We start from the raw sequence: 25,201 nt of genomic DNA on the forward strand, positions 1-25,201 counted from the left end.
GAGGAGGGCCAAGGTGGACAGGTCAGTGGTCATGTCGAGATCACGCTTGGGGCTCAGGCCAAGGCTGGGGCTGGTGCTATCAGGCGCAACCCTCGTGATTCTGGCGGTGCTGTTGCCAGGTCGCGCCGAGGCGCAGTTCGGCTTCCGCGGCGGTCCGCTCGGTGTCGCGCGCTTTGCCGTCGGCCACATGATCGGCATGTCACGCTTGCGCCATGCCCGCATGGCGGTGCGGGGCAGCCGATACCGCTCCGCAGCGTTGAGGTCGCAAGATCCTCGCGGCGCAGAGCGCGGCCAGCCTGCCAATCCCTACGTCCTCCGTGCGGCGATGACGGCGCAAGCTGCGCTGGCGGGCTGGCGCGGCGGCCGCCGTCCGCAGGGCTGGTGGCGCCACCCCGACGGCAGCTACGGCTGGGTCGGCCCGGTGTTCTGGCCGTTCGCGCATGACGATCTCACCACCGCGATCATCCTCGGCGATACGACCAGCCTCTCGCTGTATGGCTATGGCGACATCTATGCCGCGATCTTCGCGCCCTATGCGGCCACGGAGCTTGCCGCCTACACCACGCCGCAAGGGCGGCGCGGACGGCGAGTCCCGACCGCGGAGACGGTCTGCGATGCCAGCGACACCGGCGGCCTGCCGGTCGATCGCATCGCCGCTATCGTGCAGCCGAATGAATTGCAGCGCACAGCGCTCGACGAACTCGCCACCGCGTGGGCATCCGCGCGCGACACCATCCGCGCCGCCTGTCCGACGCAGGTCCCCGCAACGGCCATCGAGCGCCTCGGCCTGATGCGCGAGCGCATCGAGGCCATGATCAAGGCGACGGACGCCGTCGCACCTGCGCTGGCAAAATTCGCCGATCTCCTCGACGACGACCAGAAGGCCAGGCTCGATGGCCTGGCCAAGGACCGCCGCGCCGCACTTGCAGCGATCCAGCGAAAGAATCCCCAGGCGGCATCGGCCTGCCAGGCGGACAGCGATCCCCGCTACGACGAGAAGCTGCAGCGCCAATACGAGCAGCTCGTGCAGCAGCAATGGCCCGCGGCCGAGATCGCCTCCACCCTCAAGCTCGACGACACCGCCCGCGTCCGCCTCGACGTGCTCCAGGACACCACGCTGCGCACCATGGAAACGCTCAGCGCCTGTCCGTCACAGGCCGCAGCGACACCACAAGCACGCCTCACGGCCGTGAAGGCGCGGCTGGAGACGATGCTGCAGGCGGTGAACGGCGTCACTGACGCGCTCGACGATTTCGAGGCCGACTTAAGCGACGAGCAGAAGGCGGGGTTCGAGGCGATGGGGCCGAAGCGCGGGGTGTGATCACCCGCAGGCCCACTCGAACTTCATGTCCTTGAAGTCGAGCTGCGCGTTGCCGCTGCCGAAATTGTAGCCGCCGAAATATTCCTCGAACTCGATGTAGAACGGGCTCATCTCCGGCACCGCCTGGCAGGGCCGCATGGTGCCGCCGAGGTGGTTGTGGGCGTGGTCCTTGCCCCAGTCGTGCGAGCGGAAATTCTCGGTGCTCGGGACGCCGTCGACAAAGTAGTAGTAGGACTGATAGTCGCTCGGCGGGTTGCGCGGGAAGTGCGGGTCCTGCGGGGCCTTGCCGGCGTTGGGATCAGCCGCGCGCGGCATCAAGGCGATCGCGAGATTCTCCGCCAGATCGCCCCGCGGAGGGCCGGCGAACATCTTCTGCGCGAAGGGCGGGGCGGATTCGAAGAAAGCGCTGGCGCCGCCGACATCGAGCCAGCGCGGCCGCTCCGTCGTCGCAAGCGCAAGCGGTGCCGGCGGCATAGCGAACGGGCCCTCGTACTCGCTCTTCGTCAACAGCAGCGCGGCATATTCGTAATCAAGGATGTCGGTCATACGCGAGAGCCGCGGATGCGAGGGGCGCGCCAGCACCGCGTCGCGCATCTCGGGATCGTCAGGCGCCCCGCCGTCGTTGTGATCGGGCGCCGTGGCAAAGAACGACACCGCGACGATGTCCTCGCCATGCACGCGATAATCCTCCGGCAGCTTCAAGGTGAAGCCGTGCATCAGCGGAAACCCGGTGACGGGATCAAGCGGCCATTGTTCGCTGCTGATGCCCGGCGGCAGGCCGTAGACCCAGCCATGATCACGCGCGCGATCAGCGGGCCGATCCAGCATCTGCAAATCATACGCACGCGAAGGCAAGGCAAGCGCCACAGGTCAGCTCCATCCGAACTTTCGCCCCGACGCTGAGGCGATCGTTAGTCGCAACGAGGGGGGATGTGGTTCGTGGGGATGCTACCATCCTGCCGGTGTTTTGCCCGACGAGTCAAACCGCCTCCAGCCAATTCCGTGCCCGCGTAAGTCATTGATCTTGCAGGCCCCGGCTACTGTGCATGGGGTTGTTTTCGCACTTTTTTGTTTGGACTACCCGCGCCGCCTTGCCGCGGCGGCATCCACCACGTTCTCGACCTCCTCGCGCCACGACAAGATCTCCATCGCAAGCACGGGGTGGTTGAAGCCCTTGAGCACGAGATCGTCGAGCGCGCGGGCTTCGACCCAGGGCTCGACCATGCCGTAGACGCGGCGGCTGACGACGACCTGGCCGGCCTTGGCTTCGTCGCAGAGGCGGGAGGAGAGATTGGTGACGCTGCCGATCGCGGCATATTCGAGCCGCTGCTCGAAGCCGATCTGGCCGAGCGTGGCGTAGCCCATCGCGACGCCGACACCGAAGCCGAGCGAGTGGCCGCGGTTCTTCCATTTCTCGGTCAATTGGCCAATCACATCGCGCATCTCGACCGCCATCTTCACCGCGCGCTTGGTGTGGTCGGCAAATTGAATGGGCGCGTTGAACAGGATCATCACGCCATCGCCGGCAAAGCGGTCCAGCGTGCCTTCATAGCGGTGGATCAGCTCGCCGAGCGCGGCGTGATATTCGCGCAGCACGTTCATCGCCTCTTCCGGCTCGGTCGCCTCCGTGAACGAAGTGAAGCCGCGCAAATCGCAGAACACGACGGTGACCTCGCGGCGGTGGCTGTCGAGCAGCGCATCGTGGCCGTCGGACGAGGCGATCAGTTGCGCCACTTGCGGGGCGAGGAAACGCTCGAGCCGCTTGATGCGGCCGATCTCGCCGAGTTGTTTCTCGACCCGCTCTTCCAGCGAGCGATTCCAGTTGCGCAGCTGCTCGGTCTGCTCCTGGAGCTTGGCGGCCTGCTGCTGCACGGTTTCGTGGGCCGCCGCGAGCTCGCGGCCCTTGTGGTCGACCTCGGTGAACAGCCGCGCATTGCGCATCGCCAGCACGGCCTGGTTCGCAAAGGTACGCATCAGGCCGATGATGCTGGCGGCGAACTCGCCGCTGGCACGGCGCAGCACCACCAGCGAGCCGAGCGTGCCCTGCTGGTCCACCAGCGGCACCACCAGCACCGAATGGAAGCCGGCCGCGATCGCGACGTCGCGCAGCGGCTGCCCGGAGGCCTGGTCGAGATCGGCGATCGCGATCGGTTCGCCGCTCCCGGCCGCATCGCTCAGGATATCCTGGCCTTCGTCGATCGTGACATGGGCGCCGTCGGCGGATTTGTCGATGCCGTTGGCTTCGACCAGATTGAAGCGGCGCACCTCGGCATCATAGCCGTAGATCAGCACGGCGTCGGCATGGGTGATCTCGATCGCGCGCGCGGCGATCGTCGGCAGCACGGCGTTGAGATCGAGCGAGGCCGCGACCGCGCGGCCGACCTCTTCCAGCACCTTGAGCTCGTTGATCGACTGCGCGAGATCGCGGGTGCGCTCCTCGACCTTGGTCTCCAGATCCGAATAGGTTTCCTGGATCTGGTCGGCCATGCGGTTGAACTGGCCGGCGAGATCTTCCAGCTCGTCCGCGGTGTGCACCTCGATGCGATGGCTGAAATCACCCTCGCCGAGCTTGTGCGCGCCGTCGCGTAGCGCCGTGATCGGGATGATCATGCGGCGCGCCAGAAGCGTGCCGGCGAGGATCGCGACCAGCAGGCCCATGCCGATCAAAAGCGCAATGCGCACCAGCTGGTCGCGGATCGGCATCAAGGCCTGCGTGGTCGGCTGCTCGAACATCACGCTCCAGCCGAGCTTCGGCACGGTGCTCGCCGCGCTCATCACCGCATGGCCGTTGAAGTCGGTGCCCGAACTGTCGGGCGCGTGGCCCGGTGCGACCGCAGCCGCGACCTGCGGCAGCTTCGACAAATCCTTGCCGATCTCGGGGCCCTTCGACGACGTCGCCAGCACGCGGCCGCGCGGATCGACCACATAGGCGAAGGCCGCCTTGCCGACCTGGGCGTCGGAGAGGTACTCGGAGAGAAAGCTGAGATCGAGCTCGGCCACGGTGACGCCGGCGTTGAACCCGGAATGCGCCACCGAGATCGACATGAACGGCGTCCGGTCGGAGAACCAGGCCGGTGCGTAGCTGACGCCGCGGGCGACGGTGTCGGTGAAGCGCATGTCGCGGGAGAGGTCGGCGTTGCTGCCGGTCGTGGTCGACTGGCGCGAGACGCGCAGCACCTCGCGCCCGTCGCCGTTGAGCTGGAACAGCTGAGTGACGACCGAGACCTGCTGCAAGAGCTGGGCGTAGTCGGCGCGACGCTTCTCGAGCGTGTCCCGGCTGGCCGTCGTCACCCAGCTGATCTGGCGCTCGAGCTCGGAGATCGACTGCTCGATCCGCCGCGCGGCGGCCTGCGCCTTGTCCTCGAGACCGTCAGTCAGCTGTGTCTTGGTGGCGCGGTAGGAGATCCAGCTCTCCATCGCGCCGTTGACGGCGAGCACGAACACGACGAGGCCGACGAGAGAGACGACGTATTTGGCGAACAGACCCTCGCGCAGAAACCGTGTCTTGTCGTTCGCTCCTGCCATCCCGATCCTCTCGCGCCGCCATCGGCGCCGGCGCTACGGGCCGCACGGACCCTGCGAGCCTTCTAGCACAATTTGGTCCAACGGACTGTGAAGGGACTGGTCGGGGCCGCCTGACCGGCCGGTGTGGTTACCCGCTGTGGGCGTCGGGGCAGGCGGAAGGATGGTGAATTGTCGCAGTCTCATCCGTTTGGGGGAAGCCGCGGCCGGGCCAGCCGATGTAAGAGGGTGTCCTTGGCAAAGGAGGGCTGGGAGCCCAGCGCTTTGGTCCTGCAATCATCGATTAAAAAGCTGCCGCAGCACGTCGTTCATCGGCTGGCTGTCCTGCTGCGCCGCCGGCGGGTCCTCCAGGCCGGGGGACGCCGGCGAAGCTTGCGGCATCAGTGTGGATGGCGCTGCAGGCAGGCTGCGGCTGCGGCCGGTGGCAGTGCCTGTACCGGTGGCAGTCCCAGTGCCGTTTCCCGCGCCACCGGAAAGTCCCTGCTGGATCAGATTGCCGAGCGCCTCGCCCAGGGGGCCGCCGAGCAAATTGTTCTGTCCGGGCTGCTGGGTTTGCGGATTGGCATTGCCGGCCGCATTGCCGCCACCCGGCGCGGTGGCTCCCCCGAGGCCAAGGCTTCCCAGAATATTGCCGAGCCCGGCCCCATCAGCGCCGAACAACCCCTTGCCCATCTCGCGCAGCTTGGCATAGGCGGCGTCCGGATTGTCCAGCATGCCGGCCATGTCGGGATAGATTCGCGGCTGCGACCATGTGCCCTGGATCATCACGGGAATGCCGAAGCCGACCGGCTCGGCGGCGCGGCCCTGGCCTTCGGTCGTCATCACCAGCTTCGGCTCGACGCGAAAGCCCATCATCTTGGTGTCGAGCGCGATCGTGCCGGCGCCGGTCACGCGGACCAGCGGTCCGGTCAGGTTGAGATCGGTGGTCACCGCCTGGCCCTTGTCGATCCGGAACGACGCCGAGAGCTGCGACAGATCCGTGCTCTGCTCCCGACCGTTGTCCTGGTTTGCCTGCCAGCCGGACAACGTGCCCGAGGTCAGCGAGCGGATCATCTGCGCGACGTTGATGCCGCGAATGGCGCCGTCCTGGAAATTGACGAAGGCCGTGCCTTGCATATTCGCCATCAGCGCGCGCTGGCTGGTGCCGGCGCTGCGCAGCGCGAGCTTGGCCTGCAGCTTGCCGTCGATCCGGTCGAATTCGGCGAGGCCCTGCAGCAGCGGCAGCGCGCGCACGCCGGCGAGGTCGGAATGCATGGCAAAGCTCGGCGCGCCGCTGGTCGCATCCAGGATCAATTCGCCCGAGACCTGGCCGCCATAGGCGCCGAGATTGGCGGTGCCGGCCTTCAGCACGCCACCGGCGAGTTTTGCATCGACCGCCAGCGGCGCGAGGCGTGCCTCGCCGATCACCGCCTCATGCGCGGAGATCCTGATTTGCGCATCGACATAGTTGAGCCCGGACACGTCGATCGGCGCATCGCTCCAGGGTTGCCCGGACGCGCCTTCCGGCGATTTCGCCAGCGGGATCGCGAGCCGCTGGAAGTCGAGATCGACCTTGACCAGAGGCTTGCTCGCGATATCGACCGAGGCCCAGCCGTTGAACGCGCCATCGCCGAGCGTGCCGCTTACGCCATTGATCATCACGACATCGCCGCTCAGCCGCATCTCGGCATGACCCGCGAGCCGGGACTTCAACACGTCCGGCATGTCGATGGCGAAATCTACCGGAATGGTCGGCCGGTCGGCCGGCGGCGCCGGCGTGGTCGCCTTGATGTCGAACTTGGTCGGATGCTCGCCGACCCGTGCGGTGCCGGTGATGCTGATCTTGCGGTCGCGGCCGACGATCGCATCGGCATTGATGGCGCTGATGCGGCTCTCGACGCGATCGCGCACCCGCGCGAATGCGATCTCGCCATCGGTGACCTTGATGCGTTCGATGGCGGCGCCGTCGGTATCGAGCGCGACCGGCTTCGACGTGCCGCCGGCATTCGGCAGGCGCTCACGCAGCAGCGGCTGGTAGAGCACGGGATGGGTGACGACGAGCTCGCTGATCTTCGGCCGGCCCGACCAGACGCTCGCGAGCGACATGTCGGCCTGCACGCTGTCGATGGCCAGGCGGGTGATGCCGCTGCGGTCCTTGGGGTCGGCAAGCGTGAGGTCGTTCAGCGTCACGTTCAGCGTCGGCCACAAACTGATTCTGATGGTGCCGTCGATCGACAGGCGATAGCCGGTCGCGCTCTCGACCCGCGAGGCAATCGTCGACGTCAGGAAGCCCGAGGGGATCCCGACCACCAGCAGGAGTGCGATCACGATGACGATCGCGGCCACCGCCGCGCCGGCGAATTTCACGGCTCTCATGTCGATTTTCCAGCGGCGAGCGATCGGCGTCGAATCCGGCACATGACCGTCATTTCCACCCGTCCTTTGCGCCTGAGTTTATCCCGGGACGGGAAGCGGCTCCAAGCACGTAAAAATAGTCTGGGGGTGCTGCAAAGTTATGTGACTTATGGCACACTTCCCCGGCGCGGTTTTACGCGATCCTGATGTTGATGGTTCCAAGCGATTTGCCAACGAAATTCACAAGGATATTGAAATGAGCAAGCAGGCCGAATTTGCGGTCATCCTCAAGATGAATGCGATGTTCGCCGATCTCGGCGCAGACGAACTCCAGCGGCTGGCGAATCTCTGCCACACCCAGCATCTGGGGAATGGCGAGGTGCTGTTCCAGAAGGGCGACGCGGGCGATGCGCTGTTCGGCGTGCGCCGTGGCCAAGTCCGTATCGAGACCGGCGCCTCCGACGGCAGCCGCCTGACGCTGAACTTCATGGGGCCGGGCGACCTGTTCGGCGAGGTTGCGGTGCTGGACGGCCAGAGCCGCACTGCGGACGCGACCGCGGGCGAAGCCAGCGAGCTGTTCGTGCTGCGGCGCGAAGACTTTCTCGCTTTCCTCGAACGCGAGCCGAAGGTCGGGATCAAGATCATCGCGCTGCTGTGCCAGCGCATCCGCTGGCAGAGCGAGCGCATGGAAGAGTCCATGCTCCAGCCGCTGCCGGTTCGCCTCGCGCGGCGCCTCTGCGCGCTCGCCGCCGATTTCGGCTCGGAGGTGCACATCTCGCAGGAGCAACTCGGCGTCTTCGTCGGCGCCGCCCGCGAGAGCGTCAACCGCCAGCTTCAGGCCTGGCGCAAGGAAGCGATCCTCGATCTCCAGCGCGGCCGCATCCTGCTGCGGAACATGACCAAGCTGACGGCGATCGCGCGGAACGAGTAGGGGCGTCAGGTCCGTGCTTCACGGCCATGCCAGATTCTCGTAATGAGAATATCGCGTGTCTCGGGAACGATGACATATCGCACGATGTAACCTGACGAGCCGAAGCGGACGATGATTTGGCGGATGACGGCATCCTCAGTCGGTTTGCCCAGCGCCGGCAATTCCGGCAGACGATCGATTGCCTTCCAGATCGAGGCCAAGGCGCGTTTCGTGGCGCCAGGATTAACAGTGTCGAGGAATGTTCGCAGCCGCTCGATGTCTTCGACAGCGGTTGGCGAAAGGTGGATCATTTCACCTTGCGCGGCTGGGGACGGGGCAGCTCGTCTGCCGAATCCCAGCTTGCCACCCACGCTTTGACGTCGTCGAGTGGCACAGCTAGACCGGTGCGATTGAAATCATCGTAGCGACTGCGGTCCTCTGCGAGGTCTGGACCAGAAACGTCGATCACTGAATCGAGCAATGCGACGGCCTCTGCGAGAACCGTTGCTACGTCCTTTCCCCGCTCGGACGCGATCTCCCGGAGACGGGCATCGGTGTCGGCGTCGATCTCAAGCGTTCGGCTTACGAGGTTCATTCCCGAAAGATAGCACTTCACTTAGCGATGTCGAGCCCGAGATCCGGAGGCAATAGCTACTCCGCTGCAGGGTGCACGATGTTCTTCGGCCCCGGCATGGCGTCGGCCGGCGCCGCTTCATGATGACCGGCGCCCTCCGCATCTTCGCTGTGCACGACCAGTCGCTTGGCGAAGCGCCAGATCAGGGCGCCGAGATCGTCCATCACCATGAACATCGCGGGCACGAACACCAGTGACAGGATGGTCGAGAAGATCAGGCCGCCGATCACCGCGAGCGCCATCGGCGAGCGGAACTCGCCGCCCGCACCGACCGCGAGCGCGCTTGGCATCATGCCCGCGGCCATCGCGATCGTGGTCATCACGATCGGGCGTGCGCGTTTCATGCCCGCGTCGATCATGGCTTCTTCGCGCGGTGTGCCGGCGTGAATGGACTCGATGGCGAATTCCACCAGCATGATCGCGTTCTTGGTGACGATGCCCATCAGCATCAGGATGCCGATCCACACCGGCGTCGTGAGCTGCTTGCCGGTGACCAGCAGGGCCGCGATCGCGCCGCCGATCGAGAGCGGCAACGAGAACAGAATGGTGATCGGCTGCAGGAAGGTGCCGAACAGCAGCACCAGCACGGCGTAGACCATCATCAGACCCGCCGTGATCGCGGTGGCAAAGCCTTCGGACAGTTCGTTCAGGCTTTCGGCATCGCCGGAGGGGGAGACCTTCACGCCCTTCGGCCGGCTCTTCATGACCGGTAGGTCGTAGATCTTCTTGGTGGCGTCGCCGAGCGCGGCGGAGCCGACGAGATCGGCCGCGACGGTCGCCTGTCGCTCGCGATCGTAGCGGTTGATGCTGGTCGGACCCTGGTCGAGCTTGACGTCGGCGATGACGGAGAGCGGCACCCCGCCCTTCTCGCCGTGCTCGCCGAGCGGCACGCGCAACTGTTCGAGCGTCTTCAGATTGCCGCGCGCGGCATCCTCGAGCTGCACGCGGATCGGCACCAGACGGTCGCCGACGTCGAACTTGGCGAGCGCGGGGCCGACGTCGCCGATGGTGGCCACGCGGATGGTCTGCGACAGGCTTTCGGTCGACACGCCGAGCCGTGCGGCGAGATCGGCGCGCGGTTCGACGCGCAGCTCGGGCCGCTCCAGCGTGGTTTCCGAGATCACGTTGGAGATGGTGGGAATCCGCTTCATCTGCGTCGCGAGTTCGCTGGCGACGTTGTTGACGATGTTGGCGTCCGCGCCGGTCACGACCAGCGAGATGGCGCGCAGGCCGTTCTCGTCGAGGAACCAGAAGCGGATGTCCGGAATGTTCTCCAGCTCCTGGCTGATCGAGAATTCGAGCTCGCGCTGGGTGATGTCGCGGCTGTCCTTGGGCGTGTAGTTGATGATCAAGGCGGCGCGCCGGACTTCCTGGGTCCCCGGTGGAACGCGGCCGCCGTCGACGAAGATGCTCTTCACCTCGGGCCGCTTGCGCAGGCGCGCGACGATGTCCTCGGTGACCTTTTCGGTGTAGGCGAGTTGCGTGCCCGGCGGCAGCTCGAGCGCCACCAGCGAGCGCGAGCTGTCCTGCGCCGGCAGGAAACCCTGCGGCAGCAGCGTGATGCTCCAGATCGAGGCGGCGAAGACGCCGAAGCCGGCCAGCACCGTGATGAAATAGTGCTTCACCGACCAAGCCACGAGCCTGTGATAGGACCGCAGCACGCGGCCGGGCGGTGGCTCCTGGTGATTGCCATGTTTGAGGAAGTAGGCGGCGAGCACCGGCGTGACGAAGCGCGCCGCGAGCAGCGAGAAGAACACCTGTACCGAGACGGTGATGCCGAACTGCTTGAAGAACTGTCCGGCGATGCCCGACATGAAACTCGCGGGTGCGAAGATCGCGATGATCGTCAGTGAGATCGCGATCACCGCGAGGCCGATCTCGTCGGCGGCTTCCAGGGCGGCACGATAGGGCGATTTGCCCATGTTCATGTGCCTGACGATGTTCTCGATCTCGACGATGGCGTCGTCGACCAGAATACCCGTCGACAGCGTGATGGCGAGGAAGCTGACGAGGTTGAGCGAGAAGCCGAGCAGGTCCATCGCCCAGAATGCCGGGAAGATCGACAACGGCAGCGAGATCGCGGCGATGATGGTGGCGCGCAGGTCGCGCAGGAACAACAGCACGATGACGACCGCGAGGATGGCGCCTTCGAACAGGGTCGAGATCGCCGCGTGGTAATTGCCATTGGTATATTCGACCGAGGTGTCGATCACCTTGAGGTCGACGTCGGGATAGGTGGCCTTGAGCGTGTCGATGCGCTTCTGCACGGCCTCGGCGACCTTCACGTCGCTGGCCCCCTTTGAGCGCTTGATGCCGAGCGCGACGATCGGCTCGCCGTTGAAGCGGGCGAAGGTGCGGCGGTCTGCGATGGTGTCGGTCACGGTGCCGAGATCGTCGAGCCGGACCTCGCCGCCGCCGAACAGCGGAATCATGGTGCCGGCGAGGTCGCTCAGCGTCTTGGCGCCGGCGAGGGTGCGGATCGCCTGGTCGTTCTTCCCGATCTCGGCGCGGCCGCCGGCGACGTCGACATTGGTGCCGCGCAGGCTCTGGCTGACATTGACGGCCGTCAGCCCCATCGACTGCAGGCGGTCGGGATCGAGCGAGACCAGGATCTCGCGCTCCACACCGCCGATGCGCTCGACCTGCGCGACGCCGCGCACGCCCTGCAGCGCGCGCTTGACCACGTCGTCGACGAAATAGGAGAGCTGCTCCGGCGTCTTGCCGGGCGAGATCGCGGCGTAGGTGACGATCGGCAGGCCGATGACGTCGACGCGCTGGATCAGGGGCTCGGTGACGTTCTGCGGCAGGTTGGAGCGCACGCGCGTCACCGCGTCCTTGACGTCGTTGAGCGCGCGGTCGGTGTTGGTTTCCAGGGCGAACTGGATCGTCGTCACCGACAGGCCGTCGGTGATCTGCGAGGTGATGTGCCTGACGCCTTCGACACCGGAGACGGCGTCTTCAACCGTCTTGGTGACCTGGGATTCGAGCTCGGCGGGTGCCGCGCCGAACTGCGATACCGCGACCGAGATCACGGGAATGTCGGCCGAGGGTAGCCGCGTCACCGCAAGCTTGGTGAAGGACACCCAGCCGAGGATCAGGAGGATGATGGAAAATACGACCGACGGCAGCGGATTGCGGATCGACCATGCCGAGATATTGAGAGCCATCAGCGTACCCGCGTGCGATCGAGTTCATCAGCGAACATGGTCTTGATCTGGTCGCCGTCATGCAGCGAAGAGCCGGCGTCGGCGACGACGATCTCGCCGACGTTGAGGCCTTCCAGGATTTCCGTCGCGCTGTCCGACGACAGCCCGACCCGTACCTTGCGCGTCTCGACAATGTTGCCTTTGACGACCTGCACGGTGAGATGGTCGATCGCGGTCTTCGGAACCGCGACGCCGCAGCTTCGCTTGGCGTCGATCGAGGCGCGGGCGAACACGCCGACTTTCAGCGAGGGATTGTTGGTGACGCTGATGCGCACGCGGCCGAGCTGGGTGGCGCGATCGATTTCGGGCGCGACCAGCCTGACCCGCCCGATCAGATCGGGCGCGTCGTCGCGGCTGATGCGCACCGTCGCGCCGGAGCTGAGCTTGGCCATGTGCACCGCCGGGACCTGCGCATCCAGCTCGATCTCGTTGTTGACGGCGATACGGAACATCGGGCCGGCCTGCGGCGATGCCGGCGCGCCGACGATGGTGCGGACCTCGGTGACGAGGCCGGGAGCAGAGGCCTTCAGCGAAACCGGTCCTTGCGGGCCGGGCCGCGGCGGCTGGCCCGGGATCTGGGGCGGTGCGGTCAGACGCGCCAGCTCCTGATTGTCGGTAACGAGGGTGCCCTCGGTGACGAAGAGGTCGGTGACCCTGGATCCCTCCTGGTCGGCGACGACCACGGCTTCGCGGCGCGGCACGAAGAAGCCGGTCACCCGGACCAGGTCGGAGAAGCAGGCATTGGTCGACTTCGTCACGATGACCAGCGCCTCGCTCGGCGTTTCCTTAGGCTCGGCGCGATGCCGGTGCTCGAACAGATAATAGCCGACGCCGAGTGCGACGACGAAGACCACTGTTCCGGCCGGCTTGAGATATTGGGAGAGGTTCATCGCCGGATCGTCCTGGCCTGGCTCACGGCCATCCGCGCGCGGCCCATGGAGAGCGTTTCCCTGAAATGAAGCAGCGTCCCGCAAGGCTGCGGGACGCGCGCTGGAAGCAAGACTTTACACCACATCACGACTTGTCACTTCAAAGGATTACGTCGTGCTCACTTCGATGCGGTGGTCCTGTTTTCCATGTTGACGACCTGCACGCGACGATTGACCTCGGCCATCGGCTGGGCCGGGTCCTTCAGCTTGCTCTTGCCGTAGCCGACGGTGACGAGGTCGGTCGCGGAGATGCTGTACTTGTCGACCAAATAGCGCTTGATCGAATCCGCGCGGCGCTCCGACAGATCCTGGTTATAGCTCTCGCCGCCGGCGGCGTCAGTGTGGCCGGCGACCACAAAGGTCGAGCCCTTCAGGTCGGGGCTGGTCAGCGCACGGCCGAGCGCCTGGACCGAGGCAAGCGACTTTGCGCTGATATTGGCCGAGTTGTAGTCGAACGTGATTTCCAAATCGATGTTCGGCTTGTCCTTGGCCGCCGACGCGATTTCTTCACGCTCGACCGACGAAAGGGAGCGTGTCGAGCGGCCGCGCACGGACTGGATCAGCTTGGACTCAGCCGCACTCGGTGCGGGATCGGCCTGCGGAGCGACCGAGAGGCCGCGGGTCAGCGGCTTTTTCGGCGGCGGCGCCAGCGCGCGGAGGACCTCGTCCTCGGTGACGTTCTTGCTGTTGCCGTCGTCGCCCGCGAAGGCCAGCGGGATCGTCAGCGACAGCGCGGCGCCGACGGTGATGATGGACAGGATTGCGGTAAGTCCCTTTGCAGCCAATCTCATAGCCAGTCCCTCCTGCGCAGCCAGCTGGCGCGGTTCGAAAATCCTGCAGTAAGCCGCCCCGAAAAGGCGGGCGGCGGCATCCGTTCAATTAGTCTTCGCCGGGCCGTCGCGGGTTCGAGGCACATCGGCCCCGATTCAAAAAAATATCAACGCACTCCGTAGCTTGCGAATTCCTGAACAATGTTCGGGTCCATCGCCTTGGCATTGGCGATGTCGAGCGCACCTTCCTGCGCCGAGCCGTTGCGCTGCTTGGCGATCCCGCGTCCGAACAGCGAGGAGGTCAGGCGCGGATTGATCCTCAGGGCGGCCTCGAAATCGGCGATGGCGTTCTTCACCGCCCCCGATTTCAGATTGACGAGCCCCCGGCTGTCCAGCGCGTCGACGAAGTTCGGCCGCAGCCGCAGGGCCTCGTTGCAATCCTTCAGCGCCCCCTGGAGGTCGCCGACGACGGTGCGGGTCCAGCAGCGGTTGTTCAGCGCCTCGACGTCCTTCGGGTTGATCCGGAGCGTCTCATCAAAATCCTTGATGGCCAGGCTGTAGGCGCCCTTGCTGGCATAGACCTGACCTCGCCGGTAAAGCGCGTTCACGTCGTCCGGATTGGCCGCGATCTTGGCGGTTAGCCCCTTGATGGTGGGATCCTCGGCTAGGACGGCCGCACTCGGCCCGCTTTCCATGCTCGGAGCGGTGACGGGATCGGCCGGTAGCACAGGCGGTGGTGGCGGCGGCGGTGCCGGTGGCAAGGCAGCCTCGACCTGCGGCTTCGGTAACGGAGCGGGCGCGGCCACCGTGTCGGCCGGTTTCGGCAGCACAGGTGGCGGTGGCGCGGGCGGGGCCGGCGGCGGGTTGTTGGCGACGACCGGCGGCGGCGCGGGTGGCGGGGTCGTTGTCGGGCGCGACCCGCCGGCCCCTGGAATGAACGAGAAATCCTCGGCCAGTGACGAGGAGATCCACGGCACCTGCTCGCCCCTGGAGGCACGGGTGACGCCCATCTTGGTGCGGTTCAGCGTCTCCTCGGCCATCAGGTCGGGGACGCGGATTTCCTTGAGGAGTTCCTGGACGAACAGGCTGTGGTCGCCGCCGGCGTCCGAGACCACCGAGGCCAGCGCCGCCGAATACATCACCAGCGTGCCGTTCGGCGCGATGACGGGGGTCAGGCCGGCCGAGAAGCTGCGGAACCGGCGCTCGAACGGGTTGCGCCTGGAGGCGTCGACCAGCGCGATCTTGACGCCGGCGCCGCGGGTGTTGAGCTCGCCGAGCACGGTTTCGAGGCTGATGCCGTCGCGGCGCACGTCAGATTCGGTCCAGATCTGCGCATCGATCGGCAGCAAATAGCTCTGCCGCGCGGACTGGATGCCGAAGCCGCTGAAGAACACCAGTGCCACCGACCCCGGCTTGATCTTGCCGTAGAGCTTGTCGAAAGCACGGCGCATGCCGTCACCGGTCAGGTTCTCACCGGTCTCGACGGAAAAGCCGTCGCGCTTGAGCTCGTCGGCGACATCGCGCGCGTCGTTGAGCGGTTCCTTCAGGGGAGCGTCGGCGTCCGGGTATTTGGCGTTGCCGATGACCAGCGCAAAGCGATCGCCGGCCGCAAGTGACGGAGCGGTCGGGATGAGCGACACGAGCAAGGACAGAACGAAAAGCAGGCGAATTTTCATAATTAGCGCGATCCAGCCAAAAAGGCGCCGTTTCCAGCTTGCGCCGCGGCGACCTTAACTTACGCAATGTGCATTATCAAACCGGGGAAGGGGGGCGTCAACCGCTTGCGGATTCGGCGCGATCGCGACAATTGACCGCGACGCATGGGCATGTTGCGGGGGAATAAACGGGCGGTCACGATTGCACGCGATGCATTCTGGTTGTCATTGCGGCTGCACGTTAGCGCAGCCATGGCGACAACAATGTGATTGGTCTCACATTGCGGAGGGGCCTCCTTCGCAACCTCAGGTGTTTGACCTTTGCGGTGGACGATGGCTTGTTGCGATCAATCGCCCCTGAAGGTGCATCCACAAAAGAGCAAGATCAAAACCATGGGAAACGCCTACGAAATCTACGCCCTGCGCTACGCGACGATGTCGCCGCGCACGCCCCAAATGAACTTCCTCGCGCCCGACCCGCATGACAGCGCGGCGCAGGACCTCGACTATTTCGTCTGGCTGATCCGCGGCAACGGCCGCGACATCCTGGTCGATACCGGGTTCAATGCCGAGGAGGCGGGCTTGCGGGCCCGCAAGCTGACACTCAACCCGGTCGACGCGCTGGAGCGCTTTGGTGTCGCGGCGTCGAGCATTCGCGACATCATCGTGACGCATCTGCATTACGACCATGCCGGCAATCTCGACCGCTTCCCGAACGCGCGCTTCCATATCCAGGAGCGCGAGATGGCCTACGCGACGGGACGCTGCATGTGCAACGGACTGCTGCGACATCCGTTCTCGGTCGAGCACGTCACCCAGATGGTCCGCCATGTCTATGGCGAGCGCGTCAATTTCTATTCCGGCGACGGCGAGGTCGCGCCCGGCGTCACCGTGCACCGCGTCGGCGGCCATTCCGACGGCTTGCAGGTGGTGAGGGTCGAGACCGTCCGCGGACCGGTGGTGCTGGCGTCCGATGCCGCGCATTACTACGCCAATCTCCAGCGCAGGAGCCCATTCCCGATCGTCTACAATGTCGGCGACATGGCGGTTGGCTGGGAGACGATCGAGCGTCTCGCCGGCCATCCTGACCGGTTCATTCCCGGCCACGACCCGATCGTGACGGAAATCTATCCGCGCGCCAGCGACCAGGTCGATGTCTGGGCGCTGCATCTGCCGCCGTCGCGGTCGTTTGCAAAGTGATCAATACGCCTGCTTGGCGTCGGCCTCCTCGCTGGTCTGAATCAAATCGAGGCTCTGTTCGATCTTGCCGAGCAGTGTCGACAGCTGTTTGCGCTCCTGCGCGGAGAGGCAGGCGAGAATCTCGTCTTCCCGCCGCAGCAATTGCGGAAACAGCTCCTCATAGAGCGTGCGGCCTTTCCTCGTCAGTCGCAGGCGGAATTCGCGGCGATCGGCTTCGTTCTCGACGCGCTCGATCAATCCTTGTTGCAGCAACATGGTCACCGCGCGGCTGATGGTGGATTTGTGCGTGCGGGTGCACTGCGCGACGTACTGCGCGCTGCAGGCATCGTTGCGGAAGCCGAGCGTCGCGATCACGCGCCAGGCCGGGATGTCGAGGCCGTGACGTTCCTGATATTCGACCGAAAGCGCGGCGCTGACCTCCGCCGCGAGCCGGTTGAGGCGGAACGGCACGAACTTGAACAGGTCGAGGCGTGTTTGTGGCCGCGCTGGGGCCTCATTGGCCTCACGTGTCTTCAGCGCGATGTCGCTGGATGTCCTCGCCAAGGAGAGCGCTCCGAATTCCAGTTGACGGCCGGCCGGCTCCGGTCCAAAATAGTTGCACGTGAGACTATCTAGCAGATCAGGCCTCTCCTGACCAGAGCCGAGGTTAGCGCATGGCGAAGGCCAATACGCATCAGGCCAAAACCCAGTTCGGCTATCGCCGCCACCCCGATCAGGATCGTCTCGGGCAGAGCGCGGCCGAGCATCCCGTGGTGATCGTCGGCGCGGGCCCGGTCGGGCTATCGCTGGCGATCGACCTTGCCCAGCGTGGCCAGCACGTCATCCTTCTGGATGATGCCGACCGCATTGGCGAGGGCTCTCGCGCGATCTGCTTCTCGAAACGTTCGCTGGAATATTGGGACCGGCTCGGCGTCGGCGACCGTATGGTCGACAAGGGCGTGGTCTGGAGCGTCGGCCGCATCTTCCACGGCGAGCAGCAGCTCTACCAGTTCAATCTGCTGCCGGACGACGGTCACAAGCGACCGGCCTTCATCAATCTCCAGCAATATTACGCCGAAGCCTATCTGGTCGACCGCATCAGCGAGCTGCCCGAGATCAATCTGCGCTGGCGCAACAAGGTGACGGCGCTGGAGCGCCGCAACGATTCCGTCGCGCTGACGATCGAGACGCCGGAGGGCGCCTATCGCCTGCACGCGCAATATGTCGTCGCCTGCGACGGCGCGCGCTCGTCGCTGCGGCAGATGGTGGGCGCCGACTTCGCGGGACAGGTGTTCGAGGACCAGTTCCTGATCGCCGACGTCAAGATGACCGCGGAGTTCCCGACCGAGCGCTGGTTTTGGTTCGATCCGCCGTTTCATGCCGGACGTTCGGCGCTGTTGCACCGACAGCCTGACGATGTCTGGCGCATCGACCTTCAGCTCAATCGCTATGCCGACCCCATCGTCGAGAAGAAGCCCGAGAACGTGCGGCCGCGGATTGCGCGCATGCTCGGCCACGACAAGTTCGAATTCGAGTGGATCTCGCTCTACAAATTCCAGTGCCGGCGGATGGATCGCTTCGTCCATGGCCGCGTGATCTTTGCAGGCGATTCCGCGCACCAGGTCTCGCCCTTCGGCGCGCGCGGCGCCAATTCGGGACTCGAGGACGCCGAGAACCTCTCCTGGAAGCTCGACCGCGTGCTGCGCGGCGCCTCACCCGCGAGCCTGCTCGAGAGCTACCATGTCGAGCGCAGTGGGGCGGCCGACGAGAACATCCGTGAATCCACCTGCTCGACCGACTTCATGGCGCCGAACTCGCATCAGGAAGCGCGGCTGCGCAAGGCGGTGCTGTCGCTGGCCAAGGAAACGGAGTTCGGCAAGCGCATGGTCAATGGCGGGCGGCTCTCGGTGCCGTGCAGCTATGACTCGCCGCTGTCGTCGCCCGATGCGGAGGCGTGGAGCGCTGGCCCGCTCCCGGGTTGCTCGATGCTCGATGCTCCCGTTACGACCCGCGCGGGCGAGCAAGCCTATTTGACGGATGCGTTCCGCAAGGGTGGAACGGACTTCACCTTGCTGTCGTTCAGCAATGGCGCGGCGATCGAGGTGCCTGTTGGTGTGAAGGACATCTGCATCGGCGGTGAGGACGGGCTCGCAGATCCGGCGGGGCTCACCGCAAAGCGCTATGACGCGGAGCCCGGCTCAGCCTACCTGCTCAGGCCGGACGGCTATGTCGCGGCGCGCTTCCGCCACCCCACGCGCGCGGGCGTCGCGGCAGCGCTGTCGCGGGCCCAGGGTTTGAATCAAGAACTGGCTTGAATTGAGGATTCGCATGCCGCTCTCCACCAGCTCGAACTTCGCGCGGCCCGACGACGCCTTTCGCGCCATCGTGGAGGCGCATCGTGGCTTCACCGACGAGCAAAGCGCGGACTTCGACGCGGCGCTGGTGCTGATCCTTGCCAACCATATCGGCGATATCGACGTATTGCGGGAAGCGATCCTGCTCGCCAAGCGGCGCATGATCGACGGCCAGCAGCAACAACAGCAACAGCAATAATGTCCAAAGGAATAAACTGATGGCGAAGAACTTCGCATCCACCGGCGATCTTTCCGAGAAGAAGATCACCTTCTCCGAGATCGGCACCGATCTCTACGCCTTCACGGCGGAGGGCGATCCGAACACCGCGATCATCGTCGGCGACGACGGTTGCCTGGTGTTCGACGCGCAGTCGACGCCGGCAATGGCCAACAAGGTGATCGAGCGCGTCCGTACCGTCACCGACAAGCCGATCAAATATGTCGTGCTGTCGCATTATCACGCCGTGCGCGTGCTCGGTGCATCCGCCTACAAGGCGCAGGGCATCGTCGCCTCGCAGGAGACCCATCGCCTGATCGAGGAGCGTGGCCAGCAGGATTGGGATTCCGAATATGGCCGCTTCCCGCGCCTGTTTCAGGACGCATCGAGCATTCCCGGTCTGACCTGGCCGACGCTGACCTTCGAAGGCGAAATGTCGATCTATCTCGGCAAGCGCGAGGTGCGCCTGATGCAGCTTGGCGCCGGCCACACCTCCGGTGACATCGTCGCCTGGGTGCCCGATGCCGAGGTGATGTTCTCCGGTGACATGATCGAATACCACTCGGCCTGCTATTGCGGCGACGCGCATTTGCGCGAATGGCCGCTGACGCTGAACGAGATCCGCAACTTCAATCCGAAGGCGATCGCGCCGGGCCGCGGCGATGCGCTGAAAGGTGTCGCCACAGTGCGCGAAGCTATCGCGATGACGCGCGACTTCGTCACCTCGCTCTACGGCGCCGCTGAAATCTCGGTCGCCAAGGGCCGCACGCTGAAGCAATCGATGGCGGCGACGCGTGAGGTCATGGATCCGAAATTTTCGAGCTTCGCCATCTACGAGCACTGTCTGCCGTTCAACGTGTCGCGTGCCTTCGACGAGGCGTCGGGAATCGACGATCCTGTGATCTGGACCGACAAGCGCGACCAGGAGATGTGGGCCGCCCTGCAAGGAGGAGGATCATCATGAACATCAATACCTCGCCCGATCAGATCATTCGCAGCACAGCCCAGGTCACGCCGGGCTACATGTCCGGCTTCGGCAACAGCTTTGAGACCGAGGCGTTGCCGGGCGCGCTGCCGATCGGACGCAACTCGCCGCAACGCTGCGCCTACGGCCTCTATGCCGAACAGCTTTCCGGCTCGCCCTTCACCGCGCCGCGCGGCAGCAACGAGCGCTCCTGGCTCTATCGTATTCGCCCGTCGGTGAAACATTCGGGTCGCTTCGAGAAGGCCGACGGCGGCCTGTGGCGCTCGGCGCCTTGTCATGAAAACGACCTGCCGATCGCGCAATTGCGCTGGGACCCGGCGCCGATCCCGAAGGAGGACATGACCTTCCTTCAGGGCGTGCAGACCATGACCACCGCCGGCGACGTCAACACCCAGGCCGGCATGGCCGCGCATGTCTATCTCATCACCAAGTCGATGGTGGACCAGCACTTCTACAATGCCGACGGCGAGCTGATGTTCGTGCTGCAGCAGGGCAATCTTCGCATCGTCACCGAGTTCGGCCGGATCGATGCCGAGCCCGGCGAGATCGTGGTGATCCCGCGTGGCGTCAAGTTCCGGGTGGAGATTGCGAACGGACCCGCGCGCGGCTATCTCTGCGAAAACTACGGCGGCGCCTTCACGCTGCCGGAGCGCGGGCCGATCGGCGCCAACTGTCTCGCCAATGCCCGCGACTTCCTGACACCGGTCGCGCACTACGAGGACAAGGACACGCCGACCGAGTTGTTCGTGAAATGGGGCGGATCGCTGTTCAAGACGCAGTTGCCCCACTCGCCGATCGACGTCGTCGCCTGGCACGGTAATTATGCGCCGTACAAATATGATCTGCGTAGCTTCTCGCCGGTCGGCGCGATCGGCTTCGATCATCCCGATCCCTCGATCTTCACCGTGCTGACCTCGCCGTCGGAGACCGCGGGCACGGCGAATATCGATTTCGTGATCTTCCCCGAGCGTTGGATGGTCGCCGACAACACCTTCCGCCCGCCTTGGTATCACATGAACATCATGAGCGAGTTCATGGGGCTGATCTACGGCGTCTACGACGCCAAGCCGCAAGGTTTCGTGCCGGGCGGCATGAGCCTTCACAATTGCATGCTGCCGCACGGCCCCGATCGCGATGCCTTCGAGCACGCCAGCAACGGCGAGCTGAAGCCGGTCAAGCTGACCGGCACCATGGCCTTCATGTTCGAGACCCGCTACGCGCAGCGCGTCACCGCGCACGCCGCGAATTCCGCGACGTTGCAGGACGACTACGCGGATTGTTGGAAGGGCCTCGAGAAGCGGTTCGACCCGAATCGGCCGTAGCGTTCTTCCCCTCTCCCCTTGTGGGAGAGGGTGGCTCGCCGCGCAGCGGCGAGACGGGTGAGGGGTTCTATCCGCGCGTGAACCTCTCTCCTTTGGACTCGCGGACAGATACCCCTCATCCGGCGCTTCGCGCCACCTTCTCCCGCAAGGGGAGAAGGAAAAAAGAACCGAGCGAAAAAGTGACAACCCACCCCAACGATCCCAGCCTCCGCTCCTTCATCGACGTCGATGCCGCCTCCGATTTCCCGATCCAGAACCTGCCTTACGGCGTGTTCTCGACCGCGGCCAATCCGACGCCGCGCGTCGGCGTGGCGATCGGTAATTACGTGCTCGATCTCTGGGAGCTCGAGCAGGATTCGCGGCTCGACGTCGGCCCGCTCGGCGTGTTCTCGACGCCGTCGCTCAATGCTTTCATGGCGCTGGGGCCGAAGGTCTGGACGAAGACGCGGGCGCGGATCAGCGAACTGCTGCGCCACGATCATCCAGAACTGCGCGACAACGAGGAGCTGCGCAAGCAGGCTCTGGTGCCGATGCGCGATGCGAAACTGCATCTGCCATTCGCAGTCTTCGGCTACACCGATTTCTATTCGTCGAAAGAACACGCCACCAATGTCGGCGTGATGTTCCGTGGCAAGGACAATGCGCTGCAGCCGAACTGGCTGCATATGCCGATCGCCTACAACGGCCGTGCCTCGACCGTCGTGGTCTCCGGCACCAAGGTGAAGCGTCCGCGCGGGCAGCTCAAGCCGCCGAATGTGGAGGCGCCGAGCTTCGGGCCGTGCAAGCGGCTCGATTTCGAACTGGAGATGGGCGTCGTGATCGGCCAGCCTTCGCCGATGGGCGGGATGCTCACGGAGCAGCAGGCCGAGGAGATGATCTTCGGCTTCGTGCTGCTCAACGACTGGAGCGCGCGCGACATCCAGCAATGGGAATATGTGCCGCTTGGCCCGTTCCTGGCCAAGGCGTTCGCGACCTCGATCAGCCCGTGGGTGGTGACGCGCGAGGCGCTGGAGCCGTTTCGCCTGAGCGGGCCGGAGCAGGAGCCGGTGCCGCTCGACTACCTCAAGCAGGGCAAGCCGCAGAACTACGAGCTTGAGCTCGACGTCTCCTTGCGTGCCGCCGGAGCCAACGCGCCGGCCGGTATCAGCCGTACCAATTTCAAGTACATGTACTGGTCCTCGGTGCAGCAGCTGATGCACCACGCCTCCTCCGGCTGCGCCATGAATGTCGGCGACCTCCTCGGCAGCGGCACCATTTCCGGCCCGGAGAAGAACCAGCGCGGCAGCCTGTTGGAGATCAGCTGGAACGGCACCGAGCCGGTCGAATTGCCCGGCGGCGTGAAGCGCACGTTCCTGGAAGACGGCGACAGCCTTGTCATGCGCGGCTGGTGTCAGGGCGAGGGCTATCGCATCGGTTTTGGTGAGGTCGAGGGGACGATTTTGCCGGCGGAGTAGGGCGCCGCCGCTTCCACAAACTCCGTCATTGCGAGCGTAGCGAAGCAATCCAGAATCTTTCCGCGGAGGCAGTCTGGATTGCTTCGTCGCAAGGGCTCCTCGCAATGACGGGGAGAGAGTTCATCGCATTTCAGGCGGTACATCCTTGACCCGCGCGCAATGCGCCGCGACGTCCTCCAGGCTGTACTTCAGATGCACCCGCTTGTCCGACGGCGCCTGGTTGGTCGTGCACACGCCCGGTCGCCATTGCTGCGTTGGCCTGATCGGGCGCGGCGCAAAACCGCCGCCGCAATTCGGGCAGACGTTGGAGAGTTTCGTCTCCACGCATTCCGCACAGAACGTGCATTCATAGGAGCAGATCCGCGCATCGGTTGCGTTCGGGGGCAGGTCGCGGTCGCAATATTCGCAGTTCGGTCGAAGCTGGAGGGCCATGCTCAGTCTCCGCAGTTTGGCCGGGATCATCGCAGATCGCGCGCGCAGCGCGAATGCCGGATTTCCCTCGATTTCAGCCGGGTTTGATTTCCTTCAGCGGCAGACGCGTGCTTTCCTTCAGCCGGTCGAGCACGATCGACGAGCGCACATGCGCCACGCTCTGGTGCGGCATCAGCACGTCGTTGACGAGATTGGAGAGACCCTTCAGGTCGCGCAACACGGCTTTCAGCACATAGTCGGCGTCGCCCGTGAGCGAATAGGCCTCCTGGATCTCGTCGATTCGGTTGACCAGCGTTCGGAAGCGTTTCGAATTGTCCGGCGAGTGCGTCGCCAGCGTCACCTGGATGAAAGCGACCACGCCGAAGCCCAGCGCCTCACTGGAGAGGTCGGCGTGATAGCCCGCGATCACCTTCTCCTCCTCCAGCCGCATCCGCCGGCGCGAGCATTGCGAGGCCGAGAGCCCCGCGAGGTCGGCCAATTCCTGGTTGGTGAGGCGGCCGTCGTCCTGGAGCGCGCCCAGGATCTTGAGGTCGAAGGCATCCACCAAAGTCATGCGCAATTGTCCGGTTTTATGCACAGATCGTGCGCAGGATAACCAAATGACGTCCCATTTGCACGCTCATTGCAGGCGCCATGAAGGATAGTTCCTCCCAGCAGCAATTTGGGAGAGCGCCATGGGTCCGTTTCCGCACGATGCACCGCCGGCCACGATCAGCGCCGACAATCCGATGGGCACCGACGGGTTCGAATTCGTCGAATATGCGCATCCCGATCCGGAACAGCTGCACGCGCTGTTCAAGCTGATGGGTTATGCGCCCGTCGCGCGCCACAAGACCAAGTCCATCACGGTCTATCGCCAGGGTGACATCAACTATCTCGTCAACGAGGAGCCCGGCACCCAGGGTCATGATTTCGTCGCCGCGCACGGCCCCTGTGCGCCGTCGATGGCGTTTCGCGTCGTCGATGCCAAGAAGGCCTATGACCGTGCGATATCGCTCGGTGCCGAAGCTGCGGATGTGTCCTCCGCTCAGAAGACGCTCGACGTCCCCGCGATCAAGGGCATCGGCGGCAGCCTACTCTATTTCGTCGATCGCTACGGCGCCAAGGGTTCGCCCTATGACAGCGAGTTCGAATGGCTCGGCGCGCGCGATCCGCGTCCCGCCGGCGCCGGCCTGTTCTATCTCGATCACCTCACCCACAACGTCCATCGCGGCCGCATGGATGTCTGGACCGGGTTCTACGAAAAACTCTTCAACTTCCGCCAGATCCGCTTCTTCGACATCGAGGGCCGCGCCTCGGGCCTGTTCTCGCGGGCACTGACGAGCCCCGATGGCAAGATCCGGATTCCGATCAACGAGGACGCCGGCGATTCCGGCCAGATCGAGGAATATCTCAATATCTATCGCGGCGAGGGCATCCAGCACATCGCCTGCGGCTGCCGAGATATCTATCGCACCATCGAGGACTTGCGCGAAGCCGGCCTGCCCTTCATGCCGGCGCCGCCAAACACCTATTTTGAGCGGATCGACGCGCGGTTGCCGAAGCATGGCGAGGACCTCGCGCGCCTGCAGAAGAACGGCATCCTGATCGACGGCGAGGGTGTCGTCGAGGGCGGCCAGACCAAAGTGCTGCTGCAGATCTTCTCGGCTAACGCGATCGGCCCGATCTTCTTCGAGTTCATCCAGCGCAAGGGCGACGACGGTTTCGGCGAGGGTAATTTCAAGGCGCTGTTCGAATCGATCGAGGAGGATCAGATCCGGCGTGGGGTGCTGAAGGTGGATGCGGCGTAGGCCGCGGCTTTTTGGCAGACTGCCGCGTCAAAACAGCTGTCGTCCCGGCGAAGGCCGGGACCCATACCCCCAGGGAGTGGCTGTTGCACGCAGGCGGTAACCCCGAGTCTTCGCCAAACCAAATGTCGTGGCTATGGGTCCCGGCCTTCGCCGGGACGACCCGGAGTGTGGTGCGGCAGCAGAGATC

The 25,201-nt window shown here is 64.9% G+C and carries 21 protein-coding genes; 9 read left to right on the forward strand and 12 right to left on the reverse strand.

Features of this window, described 5'->3' with window-relative positions; translation table 11 throughout:
• Positions 1-31: 31 nt before the first annotated feature.
• On the forward strand, positions 32-1,321 hold the full coding sequence (locus AC0L3U_RS34100; protein WP_473364673.1) for a Spy/CpxP family protein refolding chaperone: 1,290 nt from the start codon (positions 32-34) through the stop codon (positions 1,319-1,321).
• Here the strand turns inward: AC0L3U_RS34100 and AC0L3U_RS34105 are convergent, their stop codons facing one another.
• From AC0L3U_RS34105 to AC0L3U_RS34115, 3 genes are all read right to left on the reverse strand, one after another.
• A complete protein-coding gene (locus AC0L3U_RS34105; protein ID WP_473364674.1) occupies positions 1,322-2,149 on the reverse strand; it encodes a hypothetical protein in 828 nt (275 codons plus the stop codon). It lies immediately after the preceding gene.
• A gap of 249 nt (positions 2,150-2,398) precedes the next feature.
• Positions 2,399-4,846, reverse strand: coding sequence for an adenylate/guanylate cyclase domain-containing protein (locus tag AC0L3U_RS34110; RefSeq protein ID WP_473364675.1), 2,448 nt, complete (start codon positions 4,844-4,846; stop codon positions 2,399-2,401).
• A 273-nt stretch (positions 4,847-5,119) separates the two neighbouring features.
• Entirely contained in the window at positions 5,120-7,198 is a 2,079-nt protein-coding gene (locus AC0L3U_RS34115) for an AsmA family protein (RefSeq protein ID WP_473364676.1), read from the reverse strand.
• Between the two features lie 235 nt (positions 7,199-7,433).
• On the opposite strand from AC0L3U_RS34115, the gene AC0L3U_RS34120 reads away from it, so the two are divergent.
• The gene (locus tag AC0L3U_RS34120; RefSeq protein WP_007599026.1) at positions 7,434-8,108 is read left to right on the forward strand and encodes a Crp/Fnr family transcriptional regulator; all 675 of its coding nucleotides are present in this window, start codon (positions 7,434-7,436) and stop codon (positions 8,106-8,108) included.
• A gap of 5 nt (positions 8,109-8,113) precedes the next feature.
• Here AC0L3U_RS34120 and AC0L3U_RS34125 read toward each other — a convergent pair whose 3' ends face one another.
• The 6 genes from AC0L3U_RS34125 to AC0L3U_RS34150 form a co-directional block, all read right to left on the reverse strand.
• Positions 8,114-8,398 (reverse strand): type II toxin-antitoxin system RelE/ParE family toxin, encoded by a 285-nt coding sequence (locus AC0L3U_RS34125; RefSeq protein WP_473364677.1) that lies wholly within the window; start codon positions 8,396-8,398, stop codon positions 8,114-8,116.
• Positions 8,395-8,703, reverse strand: coding sequence for a hypothetical protein (locus tag AC0L3U_RS34130; RefSeq protein WP_473364678.1), 309 nt, complete (start codon positions 8,701-8,703; stop codon positions 8,395-8,397). The genes AC0L3U_RS34125 and AC0L3U_RS34130 overlap by 4 nt, the downstream gene beginning before the upstream one ends.
• A 35-nt stretch (positions 8,704-8,738) precedes the next feature.
• The gene (locus AC0L3U_RS34135) at positions 8,739-11,888 is read right to left on the reverse strand and encodes an efflux RND transporter permease subunit (protein WP_473364679.1); all 3,150 of its coding nucleotides are present in this window, start codon (positions 11,886-11,888) and stop codon (positions 8,739-8,741) included.
• Positions 11,888-12,817 (reverse strand): efflux RND transporter periplasmic adaptor subunit, encoded by a 930-nt coding sequence (locus tag AC0L3U_RS34140; RefSeq protein ID WP_456766715.1) that lies wholly within the window; start codon positions 12,815-12,817, stop codon positions 11,888-11,890. Before AC0L3U_RS34140 ends, AC0L3U_RS34135 begins: the two co-directional genes overlap by 1 nt.
• A 158-nt stretch (positions 12,818-12,975) precedes the next feature.
• Complete coding sequence (locus AC0L3U_RS34145; RefSeq protein WP_473364680.1) at positions 12,976-13,647, reverse strand: OmpA family protein; 672 nt, start codon at positions 13,645-13,647, stop codon at positions 12,976-12,978.
• Between the two features lie 146 nt (positions 13,648-13,793).
• Positions 13,794-15,302: a caspase family protein gene (locus tag AC0L3U_RS34150; RefSeq protein WP_473364681.1), complete on the reverse strand. Its 1,509-nt coding sequence runs from the start codon at positions 15,300-15,302 to the stop codon at positions 13,794-13,796.
• 372 nt (positions 15,303-15,674) lie between these two features.
• Between AC0L3U_RS34150 and AC0L3U_RS34155 the strand changes: the two genes are divergently transcribed.
• Positions 15,675-16,481 carry an N-acyl homoserine lactonase family protein gene (locus tag AC0L3U_RS34155; protein WP_473364682.1) on the forward strand — a complete coding sequence of 269 codons (807 nt, stop codon included), beginning with the start codon at positions 15,675-15,677 and terminating at the stop codon, positions 16,479-16,481.
• Here AC0L3U_RS34155 and AC0L3U_RS34160 read toward each other — a convergent pair whose 3' ends face one another.
• Positions 16,482-17,024 (reverse strand): MarR family winged helix-turn-helix transcriptional regulator, encoded by a 543-nt coding sequence (locus AC0L3U_RS34160; protein ID WP_473364683.1) that lies wholly within the window; start codon positions 17,022-17,024, stop codon positions 16,482-16,484.
• A gap of 110 nt (positions 17,025-17,134) precedes the next feature.
• Here AC0L3U_RS34160 and AC0L3U_RS34165 point away from each other — a divergent pair, with 110 nt between their 5' ends.
• The 5 genes from AC0L3U_RS34165 (at position 17,135) to fahA (ending at position 22,792) form a co-directional block, all read left to right on the forward strand.
• Complete coding sequence (locus tag AC0L3U_RS34165) at positions 17,135-18,775, forward strand: FAD-dependent oxidoreductase (protein WP_473364684.1); 1,641 nt, start codon at positions 17,135-17,137, stop codon at positions 18,773-18,775.
• A 13-nt stretch (positions 18,776-18,788) separates the two neighbouring features.
• On the forward strand, positions 18,789-19,013 hold the full coding sequence (locus AC0L3U_RS34170; protein WP_204512819.1) for a DUF2783 domain-containing protein: 225 nt from the start codon (positions 18,789-18,791) through the stop codon (positions 19,011-19,013).
• 19 nt (positions 19,014-19,032) lie between these two features.
• On the forward strand, positions 19,033-19,995 hold the full coding sequence (locus AC0L3U_RS34175) for an MBL fold metallo-hydrolase (protein WP_473364685.1): 963 nt from the start codon (positions 19,033-19,035) through the stop codon (positions 19,993-19,995).
• Positions 19,992-21,338, forward strand: a complete 1,347-nt coding sequence (gene hmgA / locus AC0L3U_RS34180; protein WP_473364686.1) for a homogentisate 1,2-dioxygenase — start codon at positions 19,992-19,994, stop codon at positions 21,336-21,338. The genes AC0L3U_RS34175 and hmgA overlap by 4 nt, the downstream gene beginning before the upstream one ends.
• Before the next feature lie 179 nt (positions 21,339-21,517).
• On the forward strand, positions 21,518-22,792 hold the full coding sequence (fahA, locus tag AC0L3U_RS34185; RefSeq protein ID WP_473364687.1) for a fumarylacetoacetase: 1,275 nt from the start codon (positions 21,518-21,520) through the stop codon (positions 22,790-22,792).
• A 120-nt stretch (positions 22,793-22,912) separates the two neighbouring features.
• Here fahA and AC0L3U_RS34190 read toward each other — a convergent pair whose 3' ends face one another.
• Positions 22,913-23,224 carry a DUF1272 domain-containing protein gene (locus AC0L3U_RS34190; RefSeq protein ID WP_473364688.1) on the reverse strand — a complete coding sequence of 104 codons (312 nt, stop codon included), beginning with the start codon at positions 23,222-23,224 and terminating at the stop codon, positions 22,913-22,915.
• A 73-nt stretch (positions 23,225-23,297) separates the two neighbouring features.
• Entirely contained in the window at positions 23,298-23,777 is a 480-nt protein-coding gene (locus AC0L3U_RS34195; protein WP_473294980.1) for an Lrp/AsnC family transcriptional regulator, read from the reverse strand.
• Between the two features lie 121 nt (positions 23,778-23,898).
• Between AC0L3U_RS34195 and hppD the strand changes: the two genes are divergently transcribed.
• On the forward strand, positions 23,899-25,014 hold the full coding sequence (gene hppD, locus AC0L3U_RS34200) for a 4-hydroxyphenylpyruvate dioxygenase (RefSeq protein ID WP_473364689.1): 1,116 nt from the start codon (positions 23,899-23,901) through the stop codon (positions 25,012-25,014).
• Positions 25,015-25,201 lie beyond the last annotated feature (187 nt).

Source organism: Bradyrhizobium sp. Kon69, from assembly GCF_055807515.1.

Bases quoted from the DNA above. Each gene is read 5' to 3' on its own strand.
- AC0L3U_RS34140 (WP_456766715.1), bottom strand. From the start codon at position 12,817: ATGAACCTCTCCCAATATCTCAAGCCGGCCGGAACAGTGGTCTTCGTC.
- hppD (WP_473364689.1), top strand. From the start codon at position 23,899: ATGGGTCCGTTTCCGCACGATGCACCGCCGGCCACGATCAGCGCCGAC.
- AC0L3U_RS34155 (WP_473364682.1), top strand. From the start codon at position 15,675: ATGGGAAACGCCTACGAAATCTACGCCCTGCGCTACGCGACGATGTCG.
- AC0L3U_RS34165 (WP_473364684.1), top strand. From the start codon at position 17,135: ATGGCGAAGGCCAATACGCATCAGGCCAAAACCCAGTTCGGCTATCGC.
- AC0L3U_RS34115 (WP_473364676.1), bottom strand. From the start codon at position 7,198: ATGAGAGCCGTGAAATTCGCCGGCGCGGCGGTGGCCGCGATCGTCATC.
- AC0L3U_RS34175 (WP_473364685.1), top strand. From the start codon at position 19,033: ATGGCGAAGAACTTCGCATCCACCGGCGATCTTTCCGAGAAGAAGATC.
- AC0L3U_RS34100 (WP_473364673.1), top strand. From the start codon at position 32: ATGTCGAGATCACGCTTGGGGCTCAGGCCAAGGCTGGGGCTGGTGCTA.
- hmgA (WP_473364686.1), top strand. From the start codon at position 19,992: ATGAACATCAATACCTCGCCCGATCAGATCATTCGCAGCACAGCCCAG.
- AC0L3U_RS34190 (WP_473364688.1), bottom strand. From the start codon at position 23,224: ATGGCCCTCCAGCTTCGACCGAACTGCGAATATTGCGACCGCGACCTG.
- AC0L3U_RS34195 (WP_473294980.1), bottom strand. From the start codon at position 23,777: ATGACTTTGGTGGATGCCTTCGACCTCAAGATCCTGGGCGCGCTCCAG.
- AC0L3U_RS34120 (WP_007599026.1), top strand. From the start codon at position 7,434: ATGAGCAAGCAGGCCGAATTTGCGGTCATCCTCAAGATGAATGCGATG.
- AC0L3U_RS34110 (WP_473364675.1), bottom strand. From the start codon at position 4,846: ATGGCAGGAGCGAACGACAAGACACGGTTTCTGCGCGAGGGTCTGTTC.
- AC0L3U_RS34125 (WP_473364677.1), bottom strand. From the start codon at position 8,398: ATGATCCACCTTTCGCCAACCGCTGTCGAAGACATCGAGCGGCTGCGA.
- AC0L3U_RS34145 (WP_473364680.1), bottom strand. From the start codon at position 13,647: ATGAGATTGGCTGCAAAGGGACTTACCGCAATCCTGTCCATCATCACC.
- AC0L3U_RS34150 (WP_473364681.1), bottom strand. From the start codon at position 15,302: ATGAAAATTCGCCTGCTTTTCGTTCTGTCCTTGCTCGTGTCGCTCATC.
- AC0L3U_RS34170 (WP_204512819.1), top strand. From the start codon at position 18,789: ATGCCGCTCTCCACCAGCTCGAACTTCGCGCGGCCCGACGACGCCTTT.
- AC0L3U_RS34105 (WP_473364674.1), bottom strand. From the start codon at position 2,149: ATGCTGGATCGGCCCGCTGATCGCGCGCGTGATCATGGCTGGGTCTAC.
- AC0L3U_RS34135 (WP_473364679.1), bottom strand. From the start codon at position 11,888: ATGGCTCTCAATATCTCGGCATGGTCGATCCGCAATCCGCTGCCGTCG.